Below are 18,653 nucleotides of genomic sequence, written 5' to 3' on the forward strand. Positions count from 1 at the left end.
AATAATTACTTTTTAATGATGTAATAATGTATTAATAAGATTCTAAAGTTGACTTTACCTCTTCCATTAGCCACATCGGCGTTGAGGTAGCCCCGCAGATTCCCACCTTATCATTTGCAGAAAACCAGGACTGGTCAATTTCTTCCACATTTGAAACAAAGTAAGCATTGGGATTGAATTTTTTGCACACATCGTATAGTACCTTCCCGTTGGAAGATTTCTTACCTGATACAAAGATGATCTTATCAAAATCCACGACAAACTTTTCCAAATCACCATAGCGGTTAGAAACCTGGCGACAAATGGTATCATTTGCTTTCACTTCATAGCCCCTGCTCAGCAATTCATCTTTGATGTGGTAAAACTTATCTGTGCTTTTAGTCGTCTGACTATACAGCGTGAATTTTGAAGGTAAATCTACATTATCCAATTCTGCAAGATCCTGAAATACGATTGCTTTCCCATCTGTTTGTCCCTGTAAACCGATTACTTCCGCATGGCCATGTTTTCCGAAGATCAAAATCTGCTCATCGTCATCATGTGAATTTTTAATCCTGTTTTGCAGTTTTAAAACCACCGGACAAGAGGCATCGATTAAGGTCAGTTGATTTTCCATCGCCAGCTTATAGGTCGCCGGAGCCTCACCATGCGCTCTGATTAATACCTTTTCATTTTTTAAAGTCAGTAACTGTTCATGGTCGATGATACGAAGTCCTTTAGCGGTTAATCGCTTCACTTCTTCATCATTATGTACAATATCCCCAAGGCAATACAAGTAATCCTCATGGTCCAGAATATCCTCGGCCATGTCTATCGCATATACTACTCCGAAACAAAAACCTGATGCTTTATCTATCGTGACGGCTAAATCGTATTTCATAAATTAATTATATGGAACCTATTGAAGTTACAAAATTACATAAAAAGAGTTTGATATGCTATTTCTTAGGCTTAAGAACTGCAAGGAAGCGGTTCCAGCTGTTGTTAAGCAGCAACCAGGTTAAGCTGAGCATTTGTAATGGGTGATACAAAATGTTTGGAAAAGGCTTTTGGGCGGACAAGTAAGCGATCATCATTCTTGATAAAAAGATCAAGCCGTAAGGTAGCAACAAAAATACCGGAGCTAAAGTTAGTGCCATCACCACTGGTCCGGCAATCACCAATACCAGATAGCCTAAGGCTACGATAGGCTGGTTACTAAAATTGAGCATCAAACGTTTAGAGAAAAGCGTAAGATCAAGCTCCCGTTCCTCCTGGTAAATCAGTTTATTTCCCAGCAACAGATCCGCTTTTAACTTTTCCTGTTTTATGGTTTTCACCATCTCCAGAGCCTCCTGACTAGAATCTTTGACCCTGTCATTCCATTCGTATCGCTGATAAACCGCTGCATCAAAGAATAAACAAGCACCGTTAGCCATTGCAAAAGCCGGATGATTGATTAGCCTGACTAACCTTAGCGGAAACAAGTTCAACAATACAAAATCACTCAGGGGATAAATGCAATTGGCCAGAAAGCCGGAGATTTTAGGTGTAGGAATCACGCTCAGCAGCGCAAGTTTAAATACCGTAGTCCGATAAACCAGGCTATTGATCAATCCTTTTTCAATTTGGGTATTCGCATCAAGGAACAGGAAATAAGCGCCCTTAGCACTGGCTGCTACATCCGGGCCATCAGCTGACTGAATCAGTATCTCGTAATTTTGGTAATCCTGTGCTGCAACACTAGCCATTAGTTTTTCCGCTTCCTGTGCTGTTTGCCTTATTTTAATGATGATCACGACCTTATCCGTAAAAGACCGGCGATAGTTCCCAATTTTAGGATTGGAAACAAAATTAAACAGGGTTACTGAAAAACGCAGGACTAAAAATACGAGTACTATGTAGAGGAAAAAAATCATGCAGATTTTTTACTTTGTTTATGAATGGCTTCGTTATAATGTTTGTTATACTCTCTTTTCAGCAACTGTAAACTGATATACTCTTCTGCTTCCCAGGTGCAAAGATAACTTTTGGCTACCGGTTTTCTTTTGTCAAAATAGTCAGTAAACGTAGCAGAAAACACGATTTGAAACTTCTTTTTAGAAGCATTGATCAATTGCATCACGCCCCTTTCAAAAGAAACATTATTGACATAACTGGTGTACAGTCTGCCTTGAGGAAATAAAAGCACTAGATTCTGAGGGTTGTCCAATAATTGTCCGGCATAAGTCAGGGTTTCTACCATATCTTTACCTTTGGGTTTCGAAGCAAAAGCACCCAGATATTTCAGGTACCACTGCCGCTGGTAATCTTCTTCCGTCACCAGCACATGAAATTCCTTCTTAAAAACAACCTTATTCAATTGAAACATTAAGAAGCCATCCCACCAGCTAAAATGATTCGCAAGGAGTAATATCGCCTCATCCTCCTTAATCTGAAGCCGGTCGTAAGTATAGCTTGAAAAGTCCTTCTTTATGATATAAGCTGTATACCAGGAAAAGAATTGAAAGATTACAGTGCTTTTGCGGGACGGGTACATCTCTCTAAAATGAGAAAAATAACCCTTAAATGCAAGACTAACTTAAATAAACCCGGTCCTCTTCTCCTTCTACATCAATCACTACGTCTACATGTTCCTTTAAAACGGTAGCCATCTGCAGGCCAACAAAATCCGTTGCAATAGGGAATATTTTATGACTTCTATCTACCAATACTACGGTTCTAATCTTTTTATGTGGGGTATTTAGAAAAACACCCAATCCATAGGCCAAAGTTTTCCCGCTGTTCAAGACATCATCTACTAAAATGATCACCTTGTTTTTCCAGTGACTTTCATCAAGATCTGTATTGGCAACCAGCTTACTATTTAGGCGGTCCAGCTCAATCTTCAACATGGTGATCTTGAGGTCTGATATCTTAGCCAATACTTTCTTTAGTCGCAGGGCCACTTTATAGCCACGATCCCATATCCCAGCCAATACAATTTCCTTCTCATTAAGGTTATCTTCCAATATCTGGTAAGCAATCCTGTTAATCTTTTGTTGTATCTGCTTCTTATCAAGAATAAGCAATTGAGATTCTGCCATTTGTTATTTCATTGTTTATACTACAAAAAGAACGATTTTAAGGGGCATATTCAAATATTTAAAAAATAAAATCCAAATCCTGCAACGTTTAGGTATAGATGGCGTCTAATCATTATAACCTTAACCATAAATTCTCATGAAAAACACCTTTATATTTAAGACTGCCTTACCGGTACTTCTTGCATTTTCCTTAAATACGATACCTGCAAAAGCACAGCAAAATAAAAACATAGCCTTAACAAACTTCAATGAGGTAACTGTTGCCAGCGGAATAGACCTTTACCTTACCCAGAGCAATTCGGAGAACATTAAAGTTAGCGCCAGTAAAGAACTGTTAGAGAATGTTGTGATAGAGAAGAATGGCACCTCGCTAAACATCAAATACAAGAACAACCAGGGTTGGGGCAGAACATTCAAAGGACAAAGTATCAAAGTTTACGTCAACTATAAAAATCTGAGCGCCATTACTGCCAGTGGTGGAAGTGATGTTTTCGGTCAGAATACCTTGAAAACACCAAAATTAAATCTTCGCGCTTCCGGTGGCTCTGATGTTGAATTAGACATCTTAGCTGATGATTTAGAAGTTACGGTAAGTGGCGGATCGGATGCCAAACTTAAAGGAAAAGTGAAAAACATGATCGTACAGACCAGTGGTGGCAGCGATGTTGATGCCTATGATTTGATCAGCGACTATGCAAAAGTAACTGCCAGTGGTGGTTCAGATGCAAATGTACATGTAAACAAAGGGTTGGAGGCGAGTGCGAGTGGCGGTAGCGATGTCAACTACAAAGGAAATGCAGCCTTGAATAAAACATCATCCTCAAAAAGCGGAGATGTAACTCATATCAAATAATTTAGACCATTAGTTTTTAGTTATCCCTACACAGGAGAAGTCCTGGTAGGGATTTTTTATGATCTTTTATTTTTTATACGGGTAGTAAATGAAATTTGCGCCTTCCGGAACAATTACAAATACACACATAAATTCTTGTGGTTTTTTATAGCTTTTCAAGAATAGTGCTTTCTTTTCAGGATTAACAATCCCTTTTTGCACAAACTCATCAAGCGTAGAAGCCTGAATGGTCCAATCGGTATTTAGTTCCGTTCTGTCCAGGATCATCTCCCCTATCGATACCGTATGTTGATGTGCAACAAAGATCGGATGCGTTGAAATCCCTTCATTGAGAATCGCAATGGAAACCTCTTTGATAGAATCTGAATACAATTCCAGATCTTTTTCTAAACTCACCAGCGGACTTAGTTTCTTTGGCTCCTCTTTTTTGCCTTCCGGGTCCTGAGGTAATAATTCTTCAATATCCATTTTTATCTCTAATTTTCTTCTACTACTTCTTCAGTAGTCAGACCGGTAAACTTTAACAATACTACGTTTTCAACATGTTGTGTATGTGGGAACATATCAACAGGTTTGATGCGCACTACTTCATATTTCTCTTTTAACAGGGCTAAATCTCTGGCTTGCGTAGCTGCATTACAACTTACATACACAATTTTCTCTGCTTCCATTTCTAACAATCGTGCGACAACATCAGCATGCATTCCTGCTCTTGGTGGATCAGTAATCACCACATCAGGTTTACCATGTGCTGCAATAAAATCGGTTGTTAAAATATCTTTCATATCACCTGCAAAAAAGGTGGTATTGTTGATTCCGTTTAAATCCGAGTTGAATTTAGCATCCTCAATTGCAGTAGGCACATATTCTACGCCGATTACCTGCTTTACGCTACCTGCCACAAAGTTGGCAATGGTACCGGCACCTGTATACAAATCGTAAACCAATTCGTCTCCGCTGAAGCCAGCAAATTCTTTGGTGATCTTATACAATTCCAGGGCTTGCATAGAGTTCGTCTGATAGAATGACTTGGCACCGATTTTGAATTTCAGGCCATTCATTTCTTCAAAGATATGATCTCTACCCGCGTAGGTAATCACATCCTGATCGAAAATAGTATCATTTTTCTTCTGGTTGATGATGTATAAAAGAGAAGTCACTTCAGGGAAGTTAACTTTCAGGTATTCCATCATACCGTCTACCTGTGTTTGTTCCACATAAGCAAAAACCACCACTACCATCACCTCACCAGTTGATGAAGTACGGATGATCAGGTTTCTTAAGCTACCTTCATGGTTACGCAGATCATAGAAGCTGATGCCATTTTCCAAAGCATAACTTCTCACTTTATTTCTCAAAGTGTTGGAAGGTTCTGCCTGTAAATAACAATGCTCGATGTCTAATATTTTATCAAAACGCAGGGGAACGTGAAAACCTAACGCATTCATTTCCATTTCTGCCTTTTCAGGAGAGGCTACATTTTCGTCTGCTTCAGTTTCAGCTTCCGCATCAACAACCGGCATATCTGCCTTATTTAACCAGCGTTTATTCGAGAATGTATACTCTAATTTATTTCTATAGTATTTGTTTTCTGCTGATCCTAAGATCGGCTCCATTGATGAAGTATCAATTTTAGCCAGTCTTTGCAATGCAGCTTCTACATTTTTATGTTTAAATGTCAACTGCGCACTATACTCCATGTGTTGCCATTTACAACCACCACAAGTACCAAAATGCTGACAGAACGGATCTGTTCTTAATTCAGATTTTTCATGTATTGTTTCGATTACAGCCTCAGCGAAATTCTTTTTCTTTTTTACGATACGAACATCAACGACATCGCCGGGTACAGCTTTATCCACAAATACCACCAATTCATCTGCTTTACCTACTCCCTTGCCTTCTTCAGCAATATCAATAATACTTAAATTGGGGATAATGGTTACCGTTCCGGATTTTCTATTTCTACTCATTATGCCGCAAATTTAAGTTTTTTTTCATTGCGTTGTAAATGTTTTTCAAAGGCGGGCAAGCGGATGAGCAAAAATTGTTTTCAGGACACTATAAGGAAGGAAAAATGGAATTTTAAGACATAGGAATTTCCATTAGGCTTTTACAGCCTATACAACAAGAAATCTAATTGTTATCTTTTACTTATCAAAAACACGCAGGATAAAACCAAAAACGCCTTCAACCAGGTTAAAGCTCATATCAAACTTCTCATCAACCAAAACAGAAATTTCTAAAACCTCTTTACTCATTGTCTTATATGTTGATAACAAGACCAATTTAACAATTTTCATACCAAATACCAAAACGGTATATGTTATCAATTGAAGAAGTTTAAGTAAAAATAAAGGTCAATAGCGTTTTAAACAGCTATCTTCATCATATCATTCCTGAAACAGGAATTTTCAGCCCTGGGCATCTGGTTAGTTTTGACAAATAAAAGACGTATAGCTACTGGTTTTAAGAATCACAAAACCTTTCGCTACAAAATGCAAGGGAGTATTGCCATTTTTTTTTCGATTAAAATCAGGGTAAGATACTGCAATATTGGCCAGCAAATACTCCTCCTGATCTGATTACATTTCCCGAAGCCTTATCAGAGCCTTAACCCGCCGTTGACAGGGCCTTTCCAGGGCCGGAAGCCTTTCAACCATGGCACAAGGATCAGTCAACCAGGCTACAAATTAGCGCGAAATATCACCAGTACCAGACCGCAGCAGGAGAACCTTTCGGAATTCATAAAACGTTGGTAAAAAGAAAGCCCTCAGGAATGATTCCGGAGGGCTTTATACTTATAGAAATGATATCAGGTTTCCTTATACCAGTAAATATTAATATTTACAACGCTGCTTTAACCAAAAACGGTAACAGCTCTTTTTGGAAGCTAACAAAGTTCTTTCTTACATCAGAATCACTCACCGAAGTAAATGCAAATGAGAACACGATGCTTTTGCTTGCTTTCAGTAAGAAGGCAAGTCCTTCTTTGCGGGAAGGGTTATTTTTGAAATGATCAAGTTCCAGGTAAGCAGAAAGTAACAGCGATTCCAGCTGATCCGAAAGGTGTTTTAAGAATTCCTGAGAGTTTGCATTTTCACGTACAAAATCCCAGCCTATAAATTCATTACAAACGGTATAAGTTAGCCTGCAAGTCTTCATGACCAATGCGGTCAGGTGTTCTTCCTCATTAGAAAACTGCGCCTTATTCTTTAGAATCTCGTGGAGGTTTGTATCCAGATAATCCATTAATATGGCATCCAGAACCTGCTCTTTACTCTCAAAATACTTATATATGGTAGCTTTGGCTATTCTGGCTTTCTTCGCAATTTCGTTTACACTTGTTTTGTGATACCCGTATTTTCTGAATAACTCCTTTGCAGCCCTGATTATACTTTCTTTAATTTTCTCTGGTTCCATCAATTAGATACATTTATCAACCCATCGCTTCCAATAGAGGTGCGATATACCTTTAAATAACGTACAGCCGGCGCTTTCTGCGGACTACCGTCAAGCAGTAAAAACTTTGCACCGCTGCAAGGATCAGTAGCCGTAATCAAATTATCATCCGGTACTACTTTACAGCGTTGATCAGGATTTACTGAACTACATTGATCAAAAGCAACATAATTCCCGGGCGCAACCTTAATGATCATCAAGCCTGCCACCCCAAAATTTGGCACCAATAGAATACCACTCTTTGCCTTTATGCTAAACTCTGCTTCAGATATCCGGTAATTGACAAGGATATTAGGAATATATACTCCATCATCCTTACCACAACCTACAAACAGTAGTAAAACTACAAATGCAGCGGTTATCTTTTTGATCATTCAGGTTATATCAACGATGTTTTATATTGTTTCAAAAAGCGGGCATCATTCTCTGAGAATAACCTCAGGTCTTTAATTTCGAACTTTAGGTTAGCTACACGTTCGATTCCCATTCCGAAAGCGAAGCCGCTATATTTCTTCGAGTCAATACCACAGTTTTCTAATACATTAGGATCTACCATACCGCAACCCAGAATCTCTACCCAGCCACTTTGCTTACACAGCTGACATCCTGCACCTTTACAAATGGTACAAGAAATGTCCATCTCTGCCGAAGGCTCAGTAAAAGGGAAATAAGAAGGACGGAAACGAACTTTTGTTCCTTCTCCATATAATTCCTGCACGAAATAGAACAGTGTTTGCTTTAAGTCGGCGAAAGATACATTCTCATCTACATACAAACCTTCTACCTGGTGGAAGAAACAGTGTGCTCTTGCAGAGATTGCTTCGTTACGATACACACGACCTGGCATGATGGCTCTGAATGGTGGTTTTCCTTCTTCCATCATTCTCACCTGAACAGAAGAAGTATGGGTACGCAAAGCGATATCACCCTTTTCTCCACCTTTCTTAATAAAGAAAGTGTCCTGCATATCACGTGCGGGATGCTCTTCAGGAAAATTTAATGCAGAGAAGTTATGCCAATCGTCCTCAATCTCCGGACCTTCAGCAACAATAAAACCTAGTTTATTAAAGATTTCTACGATTTCTCTTCTCACCAATGCCAGTGGATGACGGGCACCGATTTCAAAACCTTCCCCGGGTAAAGTCAGGTCTAAACCCAGATCCTTTTTGGTTTCAGTTACTTCAGTCTGATCTTTAAGCGTTTGATATTTAGCTTCCGCTAATTGCTTAAACTCATTTAAAACTTTCCCCAGGACTCTTTTTTCCTCAGGTGAAACAGCTTTAAACTCATCAAAAATATCTTTGATGATTCCTTTTGTACCCAGGAATCTGATGCGGAATTGCTCTAACTCATCAGCGTTATCCGTGGAAAACGCATTTATTTCAGCAGTATATTGTGTTATCTTCTCTTGTAACATGAGGCCAAATATACAGCTATTTATATAATATTTTTATAATCGCTGAGTCCAAAAATCAACTTGAACAGGATGTCCGGGTAGAAATTGGACTCAGCTATTATGTTTTAGATCACACCAAGTGCTTTACCTACTTTGGTAAATGCAGCAATAGCTTTATCTAAATGGTGTTGCTCATGAGCAGCAGAAAGCTGTACGCGGATTCTTGCTTTGCCTTGTGCAACTACAGGGTAGTAGAAACCAACAACATAAATACCTTCTTCCAGCATTTTAGCAGCAAACTCCTGTGCTAGTTTAGCATCATAAAGCATTACCGGAACAATCGGGTGAACACCTTCTTTGATATCGAAACCAGCTTCGGTCATTTTTTTGCGGAAATAAACCGTGTTGCTTTCTAATTTATCTCTTAAATCAGTAGTCTCGCTTAACATATCTAATACTGCCACTGAAGCACCTGCAATTGCCGGAGCCAAAGTGTTAGAGAATAGGTATGGACGTGAACGCTGACGTAACATGTCAATAATTTCTTTTTTACCAGCAGTAAAACCACCTGATGCACCACCAAGAGCTTTACCTAAAGTACCTGTGATGATGTCAACTCTGTCCATTACGTTAAAATGCTCGTGTGTTCCACGACCAGTTTTACCGATAAAACCAGTACAGTGTGATTCATCAATCATTACTAATGCTTCATATTTATCTGCTAAATCACAGATTTTATCTAATGGAGCGATTACACCGTCCATAGAAAAAGCACCATCAGTAACGATGATACGGTGTCTTGCATCTTTAGCAGCAATTAATTGTTGCTCCAGATCAGCCATATCCGCATTTTTATACCTGAAACGTTTTGCTTTACACAAACGCACACCATCAATGATGGAAGCGTGATTCAATTCATCAGAGATGATTGCATCCTGGTCATTTAAAAGCGGTTCAAAAACACCACCATTTGCATCAAAAGCCGCAGCGTATAAAATGGTATCTTCAGTACCTAAGAATTTAGATAATTTCTCTTCTAACTCTTTATGTACATCCTGGGTGCCACAGATAAAACGAACTGAGGACATTCCATAACCATATTTATCGATTGCTTGTTTAGCCGCTTCCGTTACACGTGGATCAGAAGATAAACCTAAATAGTTGTTTGCACAGAAGTTGATTACTTCCTGTCCAGTACTAATTTTGATATCCGCACCCTGTGGGGTTACAATCACACGTTCACGTTTAAATAAACCGTCTTTTTCTATTTGCTCCAATTCTTGTTGAAGAACAGGTTGTAATGTTTTATACATACTATTATTTGCTTGTTGCAACCAAAGTTATGAAAATATCGTCTTACCCGAACAACCTTGTTAAATACCCATTAACAAACTTTAACAAAAGTTTGCTGTTTACTAAGAATACTTACCCGATATTTAGGCTTTAATCCATCTATGAAGAGAATCCAACTCACGCTTTTACTGATACTTGTCGCAACCAGCGCACTATTTGCTCAGGAATTCAAATTAAAAGGAAATATTAAAGATACAAACGGAGAAGTAGTTCCTTTTGCGTCTGTTTATGTTAAAAACACCACGAAAGGTACTTCGGCCAATGTGGATGGTGTTTATGCGCTTGCTTTAAATCAAGGTACTTTTGTGATTGTTTATAAAGCGATTGGTTATAAAGCCGTCGAAAAGAACATCACCATTGCGGAAGAAACTGTAGAAAATGCCGTATTAACACCTGAATCCTATACCTTAACCGGCGTAACTATTGACGGAAATGCAGAAGATCCTGCATATGAAATCATCCGTCAGGCAATCAAAAAAAGAAAACAACACCTGACAGAAGTCCCGGCCTATACCGCAGACGTCTATATTAAAGGAGTACAAAAATTGGTTGGTGCGCCTAAAAAGTTCTTCGGAAGAGACATTCAGAAAACATTAAATCTCGACACCAACAGAAAGGGCATCCTTTATTTATCGGAATCCACTTCTATATTTTCGTTCGAACTTCCGGATAAAATACACGAAGAGATGATTTCCTCTAAGGTAGCGGGTAGGAATAATGCCTTCAGTTTTAACAAAGCTTCAGATCTGATCATTAACTTTTACCAGAACATTCTTTTAGAAAACACGCTGAGTGCACGCGGATTTGTATCACCAATTGCTGATAATGCCTTATCTTTTTATAAATATAAGCTTCTTGGTCTGGTTACTGAAAACGGTCATACCGTCAATAAGATCGAAGTGGTTCCCAAAAGAAGCCATGATCCGGTTTTTAGCGGTATTATTTATATCATAGACGATACCTGGCATTTGGTAAATGCAAATGTATACCTTACTAAGAGCTCAGGCATCAATTTGATTGATACCCTGAAAATCTCCCAGCAATTTCTGAAAGCAGAAAACACCTATATGCCTTCAAATATCAACTTCCAGTTTAACGGAGATGTGTTGGGCTTTAAATTCGAAGGTTATTACGCGGGTGTTTATAGCAATTATGACATTCACCCTAAGTTTCCAAAGAACTATTTTAACGGGGAGATTTTAAAGGTTACGAAAGCGGTTAATAAGAAAGACTCTCTCTTCTGGTTAAACAACAGACCGATACCACTTACCGCTGAGGAAAGTCGCGATTACATTCGGAAAGATAGCATTGCAGCGCTAAAACTATCCAAACGTTACCTTGATTCTGTAGAAAGAGCGAACAACAAGCCTGGTCCCTTCAAACTACTAATTAGTGGTTATACCTTAAACAACCGCTATGATAAAAAGAGTTTAAGGTTTGACCCGATCTTGCCGGCTTTATTTTACAATACGGTAGAAGGCTTTGGAATAAGGTATGGCATCACCTATACGAAACGTCTGGAATACGGTGAGTTTTACCAGATCAGACCAGAAGTACGCTATGGTTTATCCAACAAGGAATTGACAGCTTCATTAAGTGGAACTTATTATTATGATGCCGTTAAACGTGGCAGCATTACTGCCAGCGCAGGATCCGGCATCTTCGACCTGAACAATCTGGGTACGATGAGTTTATTAGGAAACTCGGTTAACTCCCTACTCTTTGAGACCAACTTCTCGAAATTTTATAAAAAGGAATTTGCGAACATAGGAACCAGCCGGGAATTGGCGAATGGCTTAATGGGTACCATAAAAGTGAATTACTCCAAAAACCACAATCTGGTAAACACCACTGATTATAAAATTAAGGATCTAAAAGGAGAGACATTCACTTCCAATAATCCATTTACTCCGGACACGGAAACGCCACTATTCCCTACTTATGAATCGTTCAGTGTAGATGCTTCCCTGAAATATACTTTCGGGCAAAACTACATGACCATGCCGGATCAGAAAATTTACCTGCCCTCGAAATACCCAAGCATCAGTTTATCCTATAAAAAAGGAATCAAGGGTGTGATGAGCAGTGATGTTGATTACGACCTGATCTCTGCCGAGCTTTATCAGGATAGGATTAGCGCCGGATTATGGGGTTATACTTCCATTGTGATTGGTGCCGGAAAATTCTTAAATAATAGTCAGATTTATTATCCGGAATTCAAGCATTTCAGAGGTAATAACTCTTTGTTTGGCCTACCGAATATGAGAAAGTTCCTGTTCCTTGATTTCTACCTGTTCAGTACTGACCGCGAATACTTCGAAGCACATTTTGAACACAACTTCTCGGGTAGATTTAGCAGTAAAATACCAATTCTTCGCAAGTTAAAACTGGAAGAACTAGTTGGGGTGAGTTACCTGAGCCAACCATTAAAACGAAACTATACAGAGTTTTATTTCGGAGTTCAACGCCTGATCTTTAGAGCCACCTATGGTTTTGCTTATGACGGGAATAAAAGAATCAATCATGGATTCAGATTCTCCTATGGATTTTAAAACATCCTTATAAACAAGCCTGCCTGTGCTAAGCAAAATCTTTAGTCCTGGCAGGCTTGTTCTATCTGTCAAACCGGTATCAACTCATGCTGATGAACGATGCTCATAATCAGTTCAGGTGGAAAGTACCGGTAATCCTTATTCTTAAAAGTAACATCTACAGGAAGTACTTTCCAGCCTTCATCCCCTACTATCCGGAGTTCATGAATCACATGAACACATTCCAGCAGTTTCTCCAGGTGCTCATGCATTGGAAAAGACACGTGGCCATTTTCACATTCATCAGCCATTGGCGTACTACTAAGGCTATAAAACAAAACCATATCCAGTTCATCCTGCCATGCCGCCAGGGATTGATATCCGAATAGCCGTTCAAATACCAACCTGACATTATTGACCTCCTCATCGGCTAATACCCGGCAGTATTTCATTTTATCGTTTTTCATTCTTTTATCGACTTCAATAAAGCCTCCCCTTCTCCACATGCCGTCTGTTTGAAAAAGTGGATCTCCTGCTTTAATCAGCAAATCAATATTATCATTTTTCAGGATCAGCCAGGCCATTTCAAGGAACCTCGTTAATTGCTGATGGACCCCAATTTGCCTGGCCGTTTCATGTGTTTTATCATTTTTATAGGTCTCATTATTAAAGGCAAGGGCAAAAAACATCCGGAGCTCTTGCCGGAACAATTCCAGATCTATGGCATCAAAGAACTCTTCCGCAACCAGAAGCGGGTTTTCTAACTCATCATCCTGCAAATACCTGAATCCGGGTATCCCCATCATATCATATCTTCTCCTCATAATACATTTAAATTAATTTATAGTGCAACTGATAAACTTTAAAATATTATATTAGCTAAATAATTAACACAATTCTACGTATAATTAATCAAAAGACAAACTAATTTGCATAATAATTAAAGCTATGAGGAAAAACATTTACACAGAGAGCGACCAAACCGGCGCCAGGCTCAGGGAAATACGTTTAGCGAAACAAATGACCTTGTTGGAATTCTATCTCCCGATTACGAAACACATTGGAAATTGCTCTTCTATAGAAAGCGGAAGAAGAAAAATCGGAAAGAGGCTGTCGAAAGACATCATTGATTTCCACAAAATCAACCCAAGGTTCCTGAATACCGGTATGGGTGAAATGTTTATCAAGGGATCAGATTCCGATGAGCATTTACCACAATTGGAAGAAGGTGTACCTTATTTCAATGTAAACCTTACCGAGCTCACCGTAGGAGAATTGAATGTATTTCAGGAGCCACCGGAATACTATGTTAATTACCGTCCTTTTAATGATTGTGATGCTTATCTCCCTGTTTATGGAGATAGTATGTACCCCAAATTTACAAATGGGGAAATCATTATTATCAAAGAGATAAAAAACAGGGAGATCATCCAATGGGGCGAAGCATATCTGGTGATCACCGATGATGTTTCCAACAACATCACCACAGTAAAGACACTTTTTCAACATGCGGATCCGGAACGAATCCTTTTACGTTCGTTAAATCCGGACTATATCGGAGATACTGTTTTGGAAAGGAAATCCATTAAGCGGATATTTTTGGTCAAGGGCAAGGTGACCAGAAATCATTTATAGGCTTCTGGATTCACCGATGTATACTTCCGGATTTACCGGAAATGGAATCTCTTCTCCCTTCAGACCTGCGATCACATTTCTCGCTGCCAGCACAGACATGGCCGCGCGGGTTTCCTGAGTAGCAGATCCGATATGTGGAAGCACAGCAACATTAGGCATCTGTAAGAGCGGATGGTCTGGTCTCATAGGTTCAGGGTTGGTTACGTCCAATCCTGCGCCCCAGATCGTTCCTTCTTCTAGTGCCTTTAACAAATCATCTTCCTGATGAATGGCACCTCTAGCGGTATTGATAAAAATTGCGGAAGGCTTCATCAGGTTAAATGCAGTCTGATCAAACTTTCCTTCCGTTTCGGGAGTCAAGGCGGTGTGCACAGTTACCACGTCGCTTTGTTGCAGTAATTCTTCAAAAGGCAGCCATTTGGCATCTAACTCTTGTTCCGCAGCTTCACTTCTGGTTCTATTGTGGTAAATTACTTTCATACCGAATGCTGCTTTACAACATCTGGCCATTTCCAATCCTATTTTCCCCAATCCAAAAACACCGAGGGTCTTTCCTCTGAGCTCAATTCCTAAATTAGCGGTGGGGTCAAAAAATCCCCATTCTCCTTTTTCAATACTTTTATGTAGGTAAAAGGCCTTTCTGGAAGTGGCCAGCATCAGTAAGAAAGCGGTATCTGCTGTTGCATTGCTTAATACACCCGGCGTATTTCCAATAGGAATATTTAGGGCAGTAGCTGCTTCTATATCGACATGATCGAAGCCTACAGAGTGTAAAGCAATTACTTTTAAATGCGAGGAAGCCTTCAGGAACCCGGCATCCAATCTGGTACCTACACTTAAAAGGGCGTCACTTTGGGAACAATTAAAAATCAGCTCTTCCTGCGTCAGCGCCCTTTTTTCTTTCCACTCCTGGATTTCAATCCCTGCTTCCTCTAATAATCTCCTACCTTCTTCCGGGATTACCCGTGTTATAAATACCTTCATAAATATCATTTTCTATATAAAATCAACAACCATTTCCCGCCAAATGTTCTGGAAATAAAGGGCAAATGCTCTGGAAATAAAAAAGGCGGTCCAAAACTGGAACCGCCTTTCTGATCTGTCTTTATCTGATTAAAGACTAAGTTTCTTACGAATATCCGAAGGAAGACCTTTTTTGTTTAACAGAAAAGCTGTGGTTTTGAATTTCACAAAGTTCTTGCTTACGTATAAGTAACCTTTGTAGTCGTTAGTTACACCCCATGAGTTTTTCACGATGTAATATTCTTTACCGTTTTGATCTTTCGCGATACCAGTAATCTGCATACCGTGATCATCAGTAGTTTTGTAGTTATCAAAAGCTTCCTGACGCATCTCTACAGTGATTTCTTTTTCTGGTTTAGGACCATTGAACATGGTAGTCTGCTCTTCTTTGGTCATGTTTTCGAAATCTTTTTCCGGAACAAAGGCAACACCATTTTTCCAGCTAAAGCCTTTTTCACTAACGTCTGTAGCCCAGGCCACAGTATAACCTTTTTTCAATGCATTGTCGATCACCTTAGTGATGTCGTCCATTTGTACATTGTAAACCTGATCGTAAGACCAGTTATCTGGTACCATTAATACTGCTTTAGTATAGTAAGGTGCTGAAGTGAAAGAAGAAAGTTCCACATAGTCAGCAGGATTGATTCCTACTACTTCTTTAGCGAAAGTTTTTGGCGTGTATTCTTTTCCTTCGAAGGTGAATTTCTCAGGAACTGCACCTAAACATGAATCGATAGTAGCGATATATTTGCTTTTCCATGAAGCATCAAACTTTCCTGATGGTGCATTTACTGCATTTTCAAGAATAGTTTTAGTCAGCTTGTTCATGTCGTCAGATTTATTCTCCGGAGTTCCGTAGTTTCTTCCGTTATAGACTTCTTGTGGCAACGCGCCATATAAAGCGAACATATTGATTACATCATGACATGCACCACCATCACCTAAAGTTAAGGCACCGTGCATACGTACATAGTTGATTCCTTTTTCAATATAAGCATTACGGGCAGTAAAGATATCAGCAAGATCTACTGGTTTTTTACCTGCGCGAATCATTTCCGATTCTAAGAATGAGTTGGTACTATAGCTCCAGCAAGTTCCTGAAGACTTTTGATTTTTTACATCAGTTGTTTCTGCATTGATTACCTCAGTAAAAGTGAAGCTATTTTTACTGTCTTTACTGTGGTTGCTGTTAAGTGCATTTACCAGGTTGTCCTGAGCAAATCCACTACCTGCGCTAATTAAAAGGCCCGCCGCCAATAGCACTGGTTTCATAGAAATTTTGGTCATTTTTTGTGTTTAAATTTAATCCGTCTCACAAATCACCCGCTGATTTATAATGACGAAGGCAAACTTAACAATATTCCAATAACCCAACAACAGCATAAAAACATTGTTACCTCATAATTTTTATATAAGTTTAGCTATAAAACATCACATGGACATTTCATTAAAAGGAAAACACGCGTTAATCTGTGGCAGTACCCAGGGTATTGGATTAGCTACAGCAAAAGTTTTAGCTGGGTTAGGTGCCAATTGCATCTTAATGGGTAGAAATGAGGAGGGGCTTAAAGCGGCATTGGAACAACTGGCACAAGACGGAAATCAGGAGCATAGCTATGCTGTTGCTGATTTTTCAGAAAAGCAACAACTGTCTGATGCCATCCATAAAATAACAAGTCAACACCTGGTTGCCATTCTGGTCAACAATACTGGCGGGCCAAAAGCAGGTCCGATCACGAAAGCGAGCCCTGAGGACTTTGAATCGGCATTTCAACAACACCTTGTTGCGAATCACCTTCTGGCAACTGCAGTCCTGCCGGGAATGAAGAAACTAGGCTATGGCAGGATCATTAATATCACTTCCACCTCCATAAAAACACCATTACCAAATCTTGGCGTTTCCAATACCATTAGGGCGGCAGTAGCTTCCTGGGCAAAAACCTTATCCAATGAGGTAGGCATCTATCAAATCACCGTCAACAACATCCTACCTGGATTAACTGATACTGCCAGATTGGGGAGTTTAATTGAAAGCACCGCAGCAAACCAGCAGACAGATATTGCGACGATAGAGAAAAGCATGATTTCGAGTATTCCGATGGCTAGATTTGGACGTGCCGAAGAAGTCGCTAATGTGGTTGCTTTCCTCGCTTCTCCTGCAGCTTCCTATGTCACCGGAACAAGTATTAGAGTAGATGGAGGCAGAACCCCTGCGATTTAGCTTTTCCAATCTCATTTATCTTTACTAACTTTGTCCCACATTAAACGCTGTATGCAACAGTATCAATGATGATATGAAAAAATTCCAGACCATACTTTATTATTGCTATAGTCCAATAGCAAACGCAGAACAATTTGCTGCCACACACCTTATTTTTTGTAAATCTTTAAACCTTGTTGGCCGTATTATCGTGGCTGATGAAGGCTTGAACGGCACTGTTTCAGGAGCCACAGCGGATGTTGAAGCCTATATGGCGGCCATTCATGCGGATGAACGTTTTGCCAAAACAGAATTTAAGATTGACGAAGTCGATGAGCCTTCCTTCCTAAAGATGCACTGTCGTTATAAAGACGAGATTGTTCATTCCGGATTAAAAGACCCGAACATCATCAATCCTAATCAGCGTACAGGTAAACACCTGGAGCCGGTAGAATTTCAGAAGATGATTAAGGAAGAGGATGTGATCATTCTTGATGTACGTTCTAACTACGAGCATAACTTAGGCAGATTTAAAAATGCCATTACCTTAGACATTGAAAATTTCAGGGATTTCCCGGAACAGATCAATGAACTGGCGAAATACAAAGACAAGAAAGTGCTGACCTACTGCACAGGAGGTATCAAATGCGAAAAAGCATCTGCCCTTCTGTTACACCATGGTTTCAACGACGTATATCAGCTTCATGGCGGAATCATCAAATATGGTAAAGAAGCCGGAGGAGAAGATTTTGACGGTAAATGTTATGTTTTTGACAACAGGATTGCTGTAGATGTGAATTCGGTAAACCCGAGTATTGTTTCTACTTGTTACTCTTGTGGCATTGTGACTCCAAAGATGATCAACTGTGCAAATCCGGAATGTAATGAGCACATCACACAATGTGATGCCTGTGGAGAAGAACTTCAGGGCTGTTGTTCTGTTCCTTGTACTACACATCCAAGAAAACGTCCTTACGATGGAACAGGATATTACGTTAAAGTACCTCAGCCAGTAAATACTGCTTCTAAATAGCTATTATCAGGCATTCATGAAGAGCAGCCAAGGGAGATACCTCATATTATATTTTTTATTTGCGTTTATTTCCCTTGCTGTTAAAGCAGACGATATTAAAAG

General features: G+C 39.5%; 19 protein-coding genes. 5 read left to right on the forward strand and 14 right to left on the reverse strand.

Annotation, left to right across the window (positions count from 1 at the left end):
• Window positions 1–31: 31 nt before the first annotated feature.
• Genes OQX61_RS17535 through OQX61_RS17550 form a run of 4 tightly spaced genes read right to left on the reverse strand, consistent with a single transcriptional unit; the run spans window position 32 to window position 3,065 of the window.
• Window positions 32–880, reverse strand: a complete 849-nt coding sequence (locus OQX61_RS17535; protein WP_265843102.1) for a 4-hydroxy-3-methylbut-2-enyl diphosphate reductase — start codon at window positions 878–880, stop codon at window positions 32–34.
• A 58-nt stretch (window positions 881–938) separates the two neighbouring features.
• Window positions 939–1,898, reverse strand: coding sequence for a hypothetical protein (locus tag OQX61_RS17540; protein ID WP_265843103.1), 960 nt, complete (start codon window positions 1,896–1,898; stop codon window positions 939–941).
• Window positions 1,895–2,518, reverse strand: a complete 624-nt coding sequence (locus OQX61_RS17545) for a 1-acyl-sn-glycerol-3-phosphate acyltransferase (protein ID WP_265843104.1) — start codon at window positions 2,516–2,518, stop codon at window positions 1,895–1,897. Before OQX61_RS17545 ends, OQX61_RS17540 begins: the two co-directional genes overlap by 4 nt.
• A 37-nt stretch (window positions 2,519–2,555) precedes the next feature.
• Entirely contained in the window at window positions 2,556–3,065 is a 510-nt protein-coding gene (locus tag OQX61_RS17550) for a phosphoribosyltransferase family protein (protein WP_182961830.1), read from the reverse strand.
• A gap of 136 nt (window positions 3,066–3,201) precedes the next feature.
• Here OQX61_RS17550 and OQX61_RS17555 point away from each other — a divergent pair, with 136 nt between their 5' ends.
• Window positions 3,202–3,918, forward strand: a complete 717-nt coding sequence (locus tag OQX61_RS17555) for a head GIN domain-containing protein (RefSeq protein ID WP_265843105.1) — start codon at window positions 3,202–3,204, stop codon at window positions 3,916–3,918.
• Between the two features lie 66 nt (window positions 3,919–3,984).
• Here OQX61_RS17555 and OQX61_RS17560 read toward each other — a convergent pair whose 3' ends face one another.
• The 7 genes from OQX61_RS17560 to kbl form a co-directional block, all read right to left on the reverse strand.
• On the reverse strand, window positions 3,985–4,386 hold the full coding sequence (locus tag OQX61_RS17560; protein WP_265843106.1) for a hypothetical protein: 402 nt from the start codon (window positions 4,384–4,386) through the stop codon (window positions 3,985–3,987).
• Window positions 4,387–4,394: 8 nt separating this feature from the next.
• A complete protein-coding gene (gene rlmD / locus OQX61_RS17565) occupies window positions 4,395–5,891 on the reverse strand; it encodes a 23S rRNA (uracil(1939)-C(5))-methyltransferase RlmD (RefSeq protein WP_265843107.1) in 1,497 nt (498 codons plus the stop codon).
• 177 nt (window positions 5,892–6,068) lie between these two features.
• Window positions 6,069–6,179 (reverse strand): phenylalanyl-tRNA synthetase subunit alpha, encoded by a 111-nt coding sequence (locus tag OQX61_RS24355; protein ID WP_182961826.1) that lies wholly within the window; start codon window positions 6,177–6,179, stop codon window positions 6,069–6,071.
• A gap of 586 nt (window positions 6,180–6,765) precedes the next feature.
• The gene (locus OQX61_RS17575) at window positions 6,766–7,341 is read right to left on the reverse strand and encodes a TetR/AcrR family transcriptional regulator (protein ID WP_265843108.1); all 576 of its coding nucleotides are present in this window, start codon (window positions 7,339–7,341) and stop codon (window positions 6,766–6,768) included.
• Entirely contained in the window at window positions 7,341–7,754 is a 414-nt protein-coding gene (locus OQX61_RS17580) for a hypothetical protein (protein WP_265843109.1), read from the reverse strand. The genes OQX61_RS17575 and OQX61_RS17580 overlap by 1 nt, the downstream gene beginning before the upstream one ends.
• Before the next feature lie 5 nt (window positions 7,755–7,759).
• Window positions 7,760–8,797 (reverse strand): phenylalanine--tRNA ligase subunit alpha, encoded by a 1,038-nt coding sequence (pheS, locus tag OQX61_RS17585; RefSeq protein WP_265843110.1) that lies wholly within the window; start codon window positions 8,795–8,797, stop codon window positions 7,760–7,762.
• A gap of 104 nt (window positions 8,798–8,901) precedes the next feature.
• Window positions 8,902–10,089 (reverse strand): glycine C-acetyltransferase, encoded by a 1,188-nt coding sequence (gene kbl, locus OQX61_RS17590; protein WP_265843111.1) that lies wholly within the window; start codon window positions 10,087–10,089, stop codon window positions 8,902–8,904.
• Between the two features lie 141 nt (window positions 10,090–10,230).
• Between kbl and OQX61_RS17595 the strand changes: the two genes are divergently transcribed.
• Window positions 10,231–12,681 (forward strand): DUF5686 and carboxypeptidase regulatory-like domain-containing protein, encoded by a 2,451-nt coding sequence (locus OQX61_RS17595; protein WP_265843112.1) that lies wholly within the window; start codon window positions 10,231–10,233, stop codon window positions 12,679–12,681.
• Window positions 12,682–12,749: 68 nt separating this feature from the next.
• Here the strand turns inward: OQX61_RS17595 and OQX61_RS17600 are convergent, their stop codons facing one another.
• On the reverse strand, window positions 12,750–13,484 hold the full coding sequence (locus OQX61_RS17600; RefSeq protein ID WP_265843113.1) for a hypothetical protein: 735 nt from the start codon (window positions 13,482–13,484) through the stop codon (window positions 12,750–12,752).
• Window positions 13,485–13,608: 124 nt separating this feature from the next.
• On the opposite strand from OQX61_RS17600, the gene OQX61_RS17605 reads away from it, so the two are divergent.
• Window positions 13,609–14,295 (forward strand): S24 family peptidase, encoded by a 687-nt coding sequence (locus tag OQX61_RS17605; protein WP_265843114.1) that lies wholly within the window; start codon window positions 13,609–13,611, stop codon window positions 14,293–14,295.
• Here OQX61_RS17605 and OQX61_RS17610 read toward each other — a convergent pair.
• Window positions 14,290–15,279 carry a D-glycerate dehydrogenase gene (locus OQX61_RS17610; protein WP_265843115.1) on the reverse strand — a complete coding sequence of 330 codons (990 nt, stop codon included), beginning with the start codon at window positions 15,277–15,279 and terminating at the stop codon, window positions 14,290–14,292. The genes OQX61_RS17605 and OQX61_RS17610 overlap by 6 nt on opposite strands.
• Before the next feature lie 129 nt (window positions 15,280–15,408).
• Entirely contained in the window at window positions 15,409–16,605 is a 1,197-nt protein-coding gene (locus OQX61_RS17615) for a C1 family peptidase (protein WP_265843116.1), read from the reverse strand.
• A gap of 148 nt (window positions 16,606–16,753) precedes the next feature.
• Here OQX61_RS17615 and OQX61_RS17620 point away from each other — a divergent pair, with 148 nt between their 5' ends.
• Both OQX61_RS17620 and OQX61_RS17625 read left to right on the forward strand, forming a co-directional pair.
• Window positions 16,754–17,539 carry an SDR family oxidoreductase gene (locus OQX61_RS17620; protein WP_265843117.1) on the forward strand — a complete coding sequence of 262 codons (786 nt, stop codon included), beginning with the start codon at window positions 16,754–16,756 and terminating at the stop codon, window positions 17,537–17,539.
• A gap of 73 nt (window positions 17,540–17,612) precedes the next feature.
• Complete coding sequence (locus OQX61_RS17625) at window positions 17,613–18,551, forward strand: rhodanese-related sulfurtransferase (protein ID WP_265843118.1); 939 nt, start codon at window positions 17,613–17,615, stop codon at window positions 18,549–18,551.
• Window positions 18,552–18,653 lie beyond the last annotated feature (102 nt).

Origin of the sequence: Pedobacter sp. PLR (assembly GCF_026239675.1) — a bacterium.
In the GTDB taxonomy this organism is placed as follows: domain Bacteria; phylum Bacteroidota; class Bacteroidia; order Sphingobacteriales; family Sphingobacteriaceae; genus Pedobacter.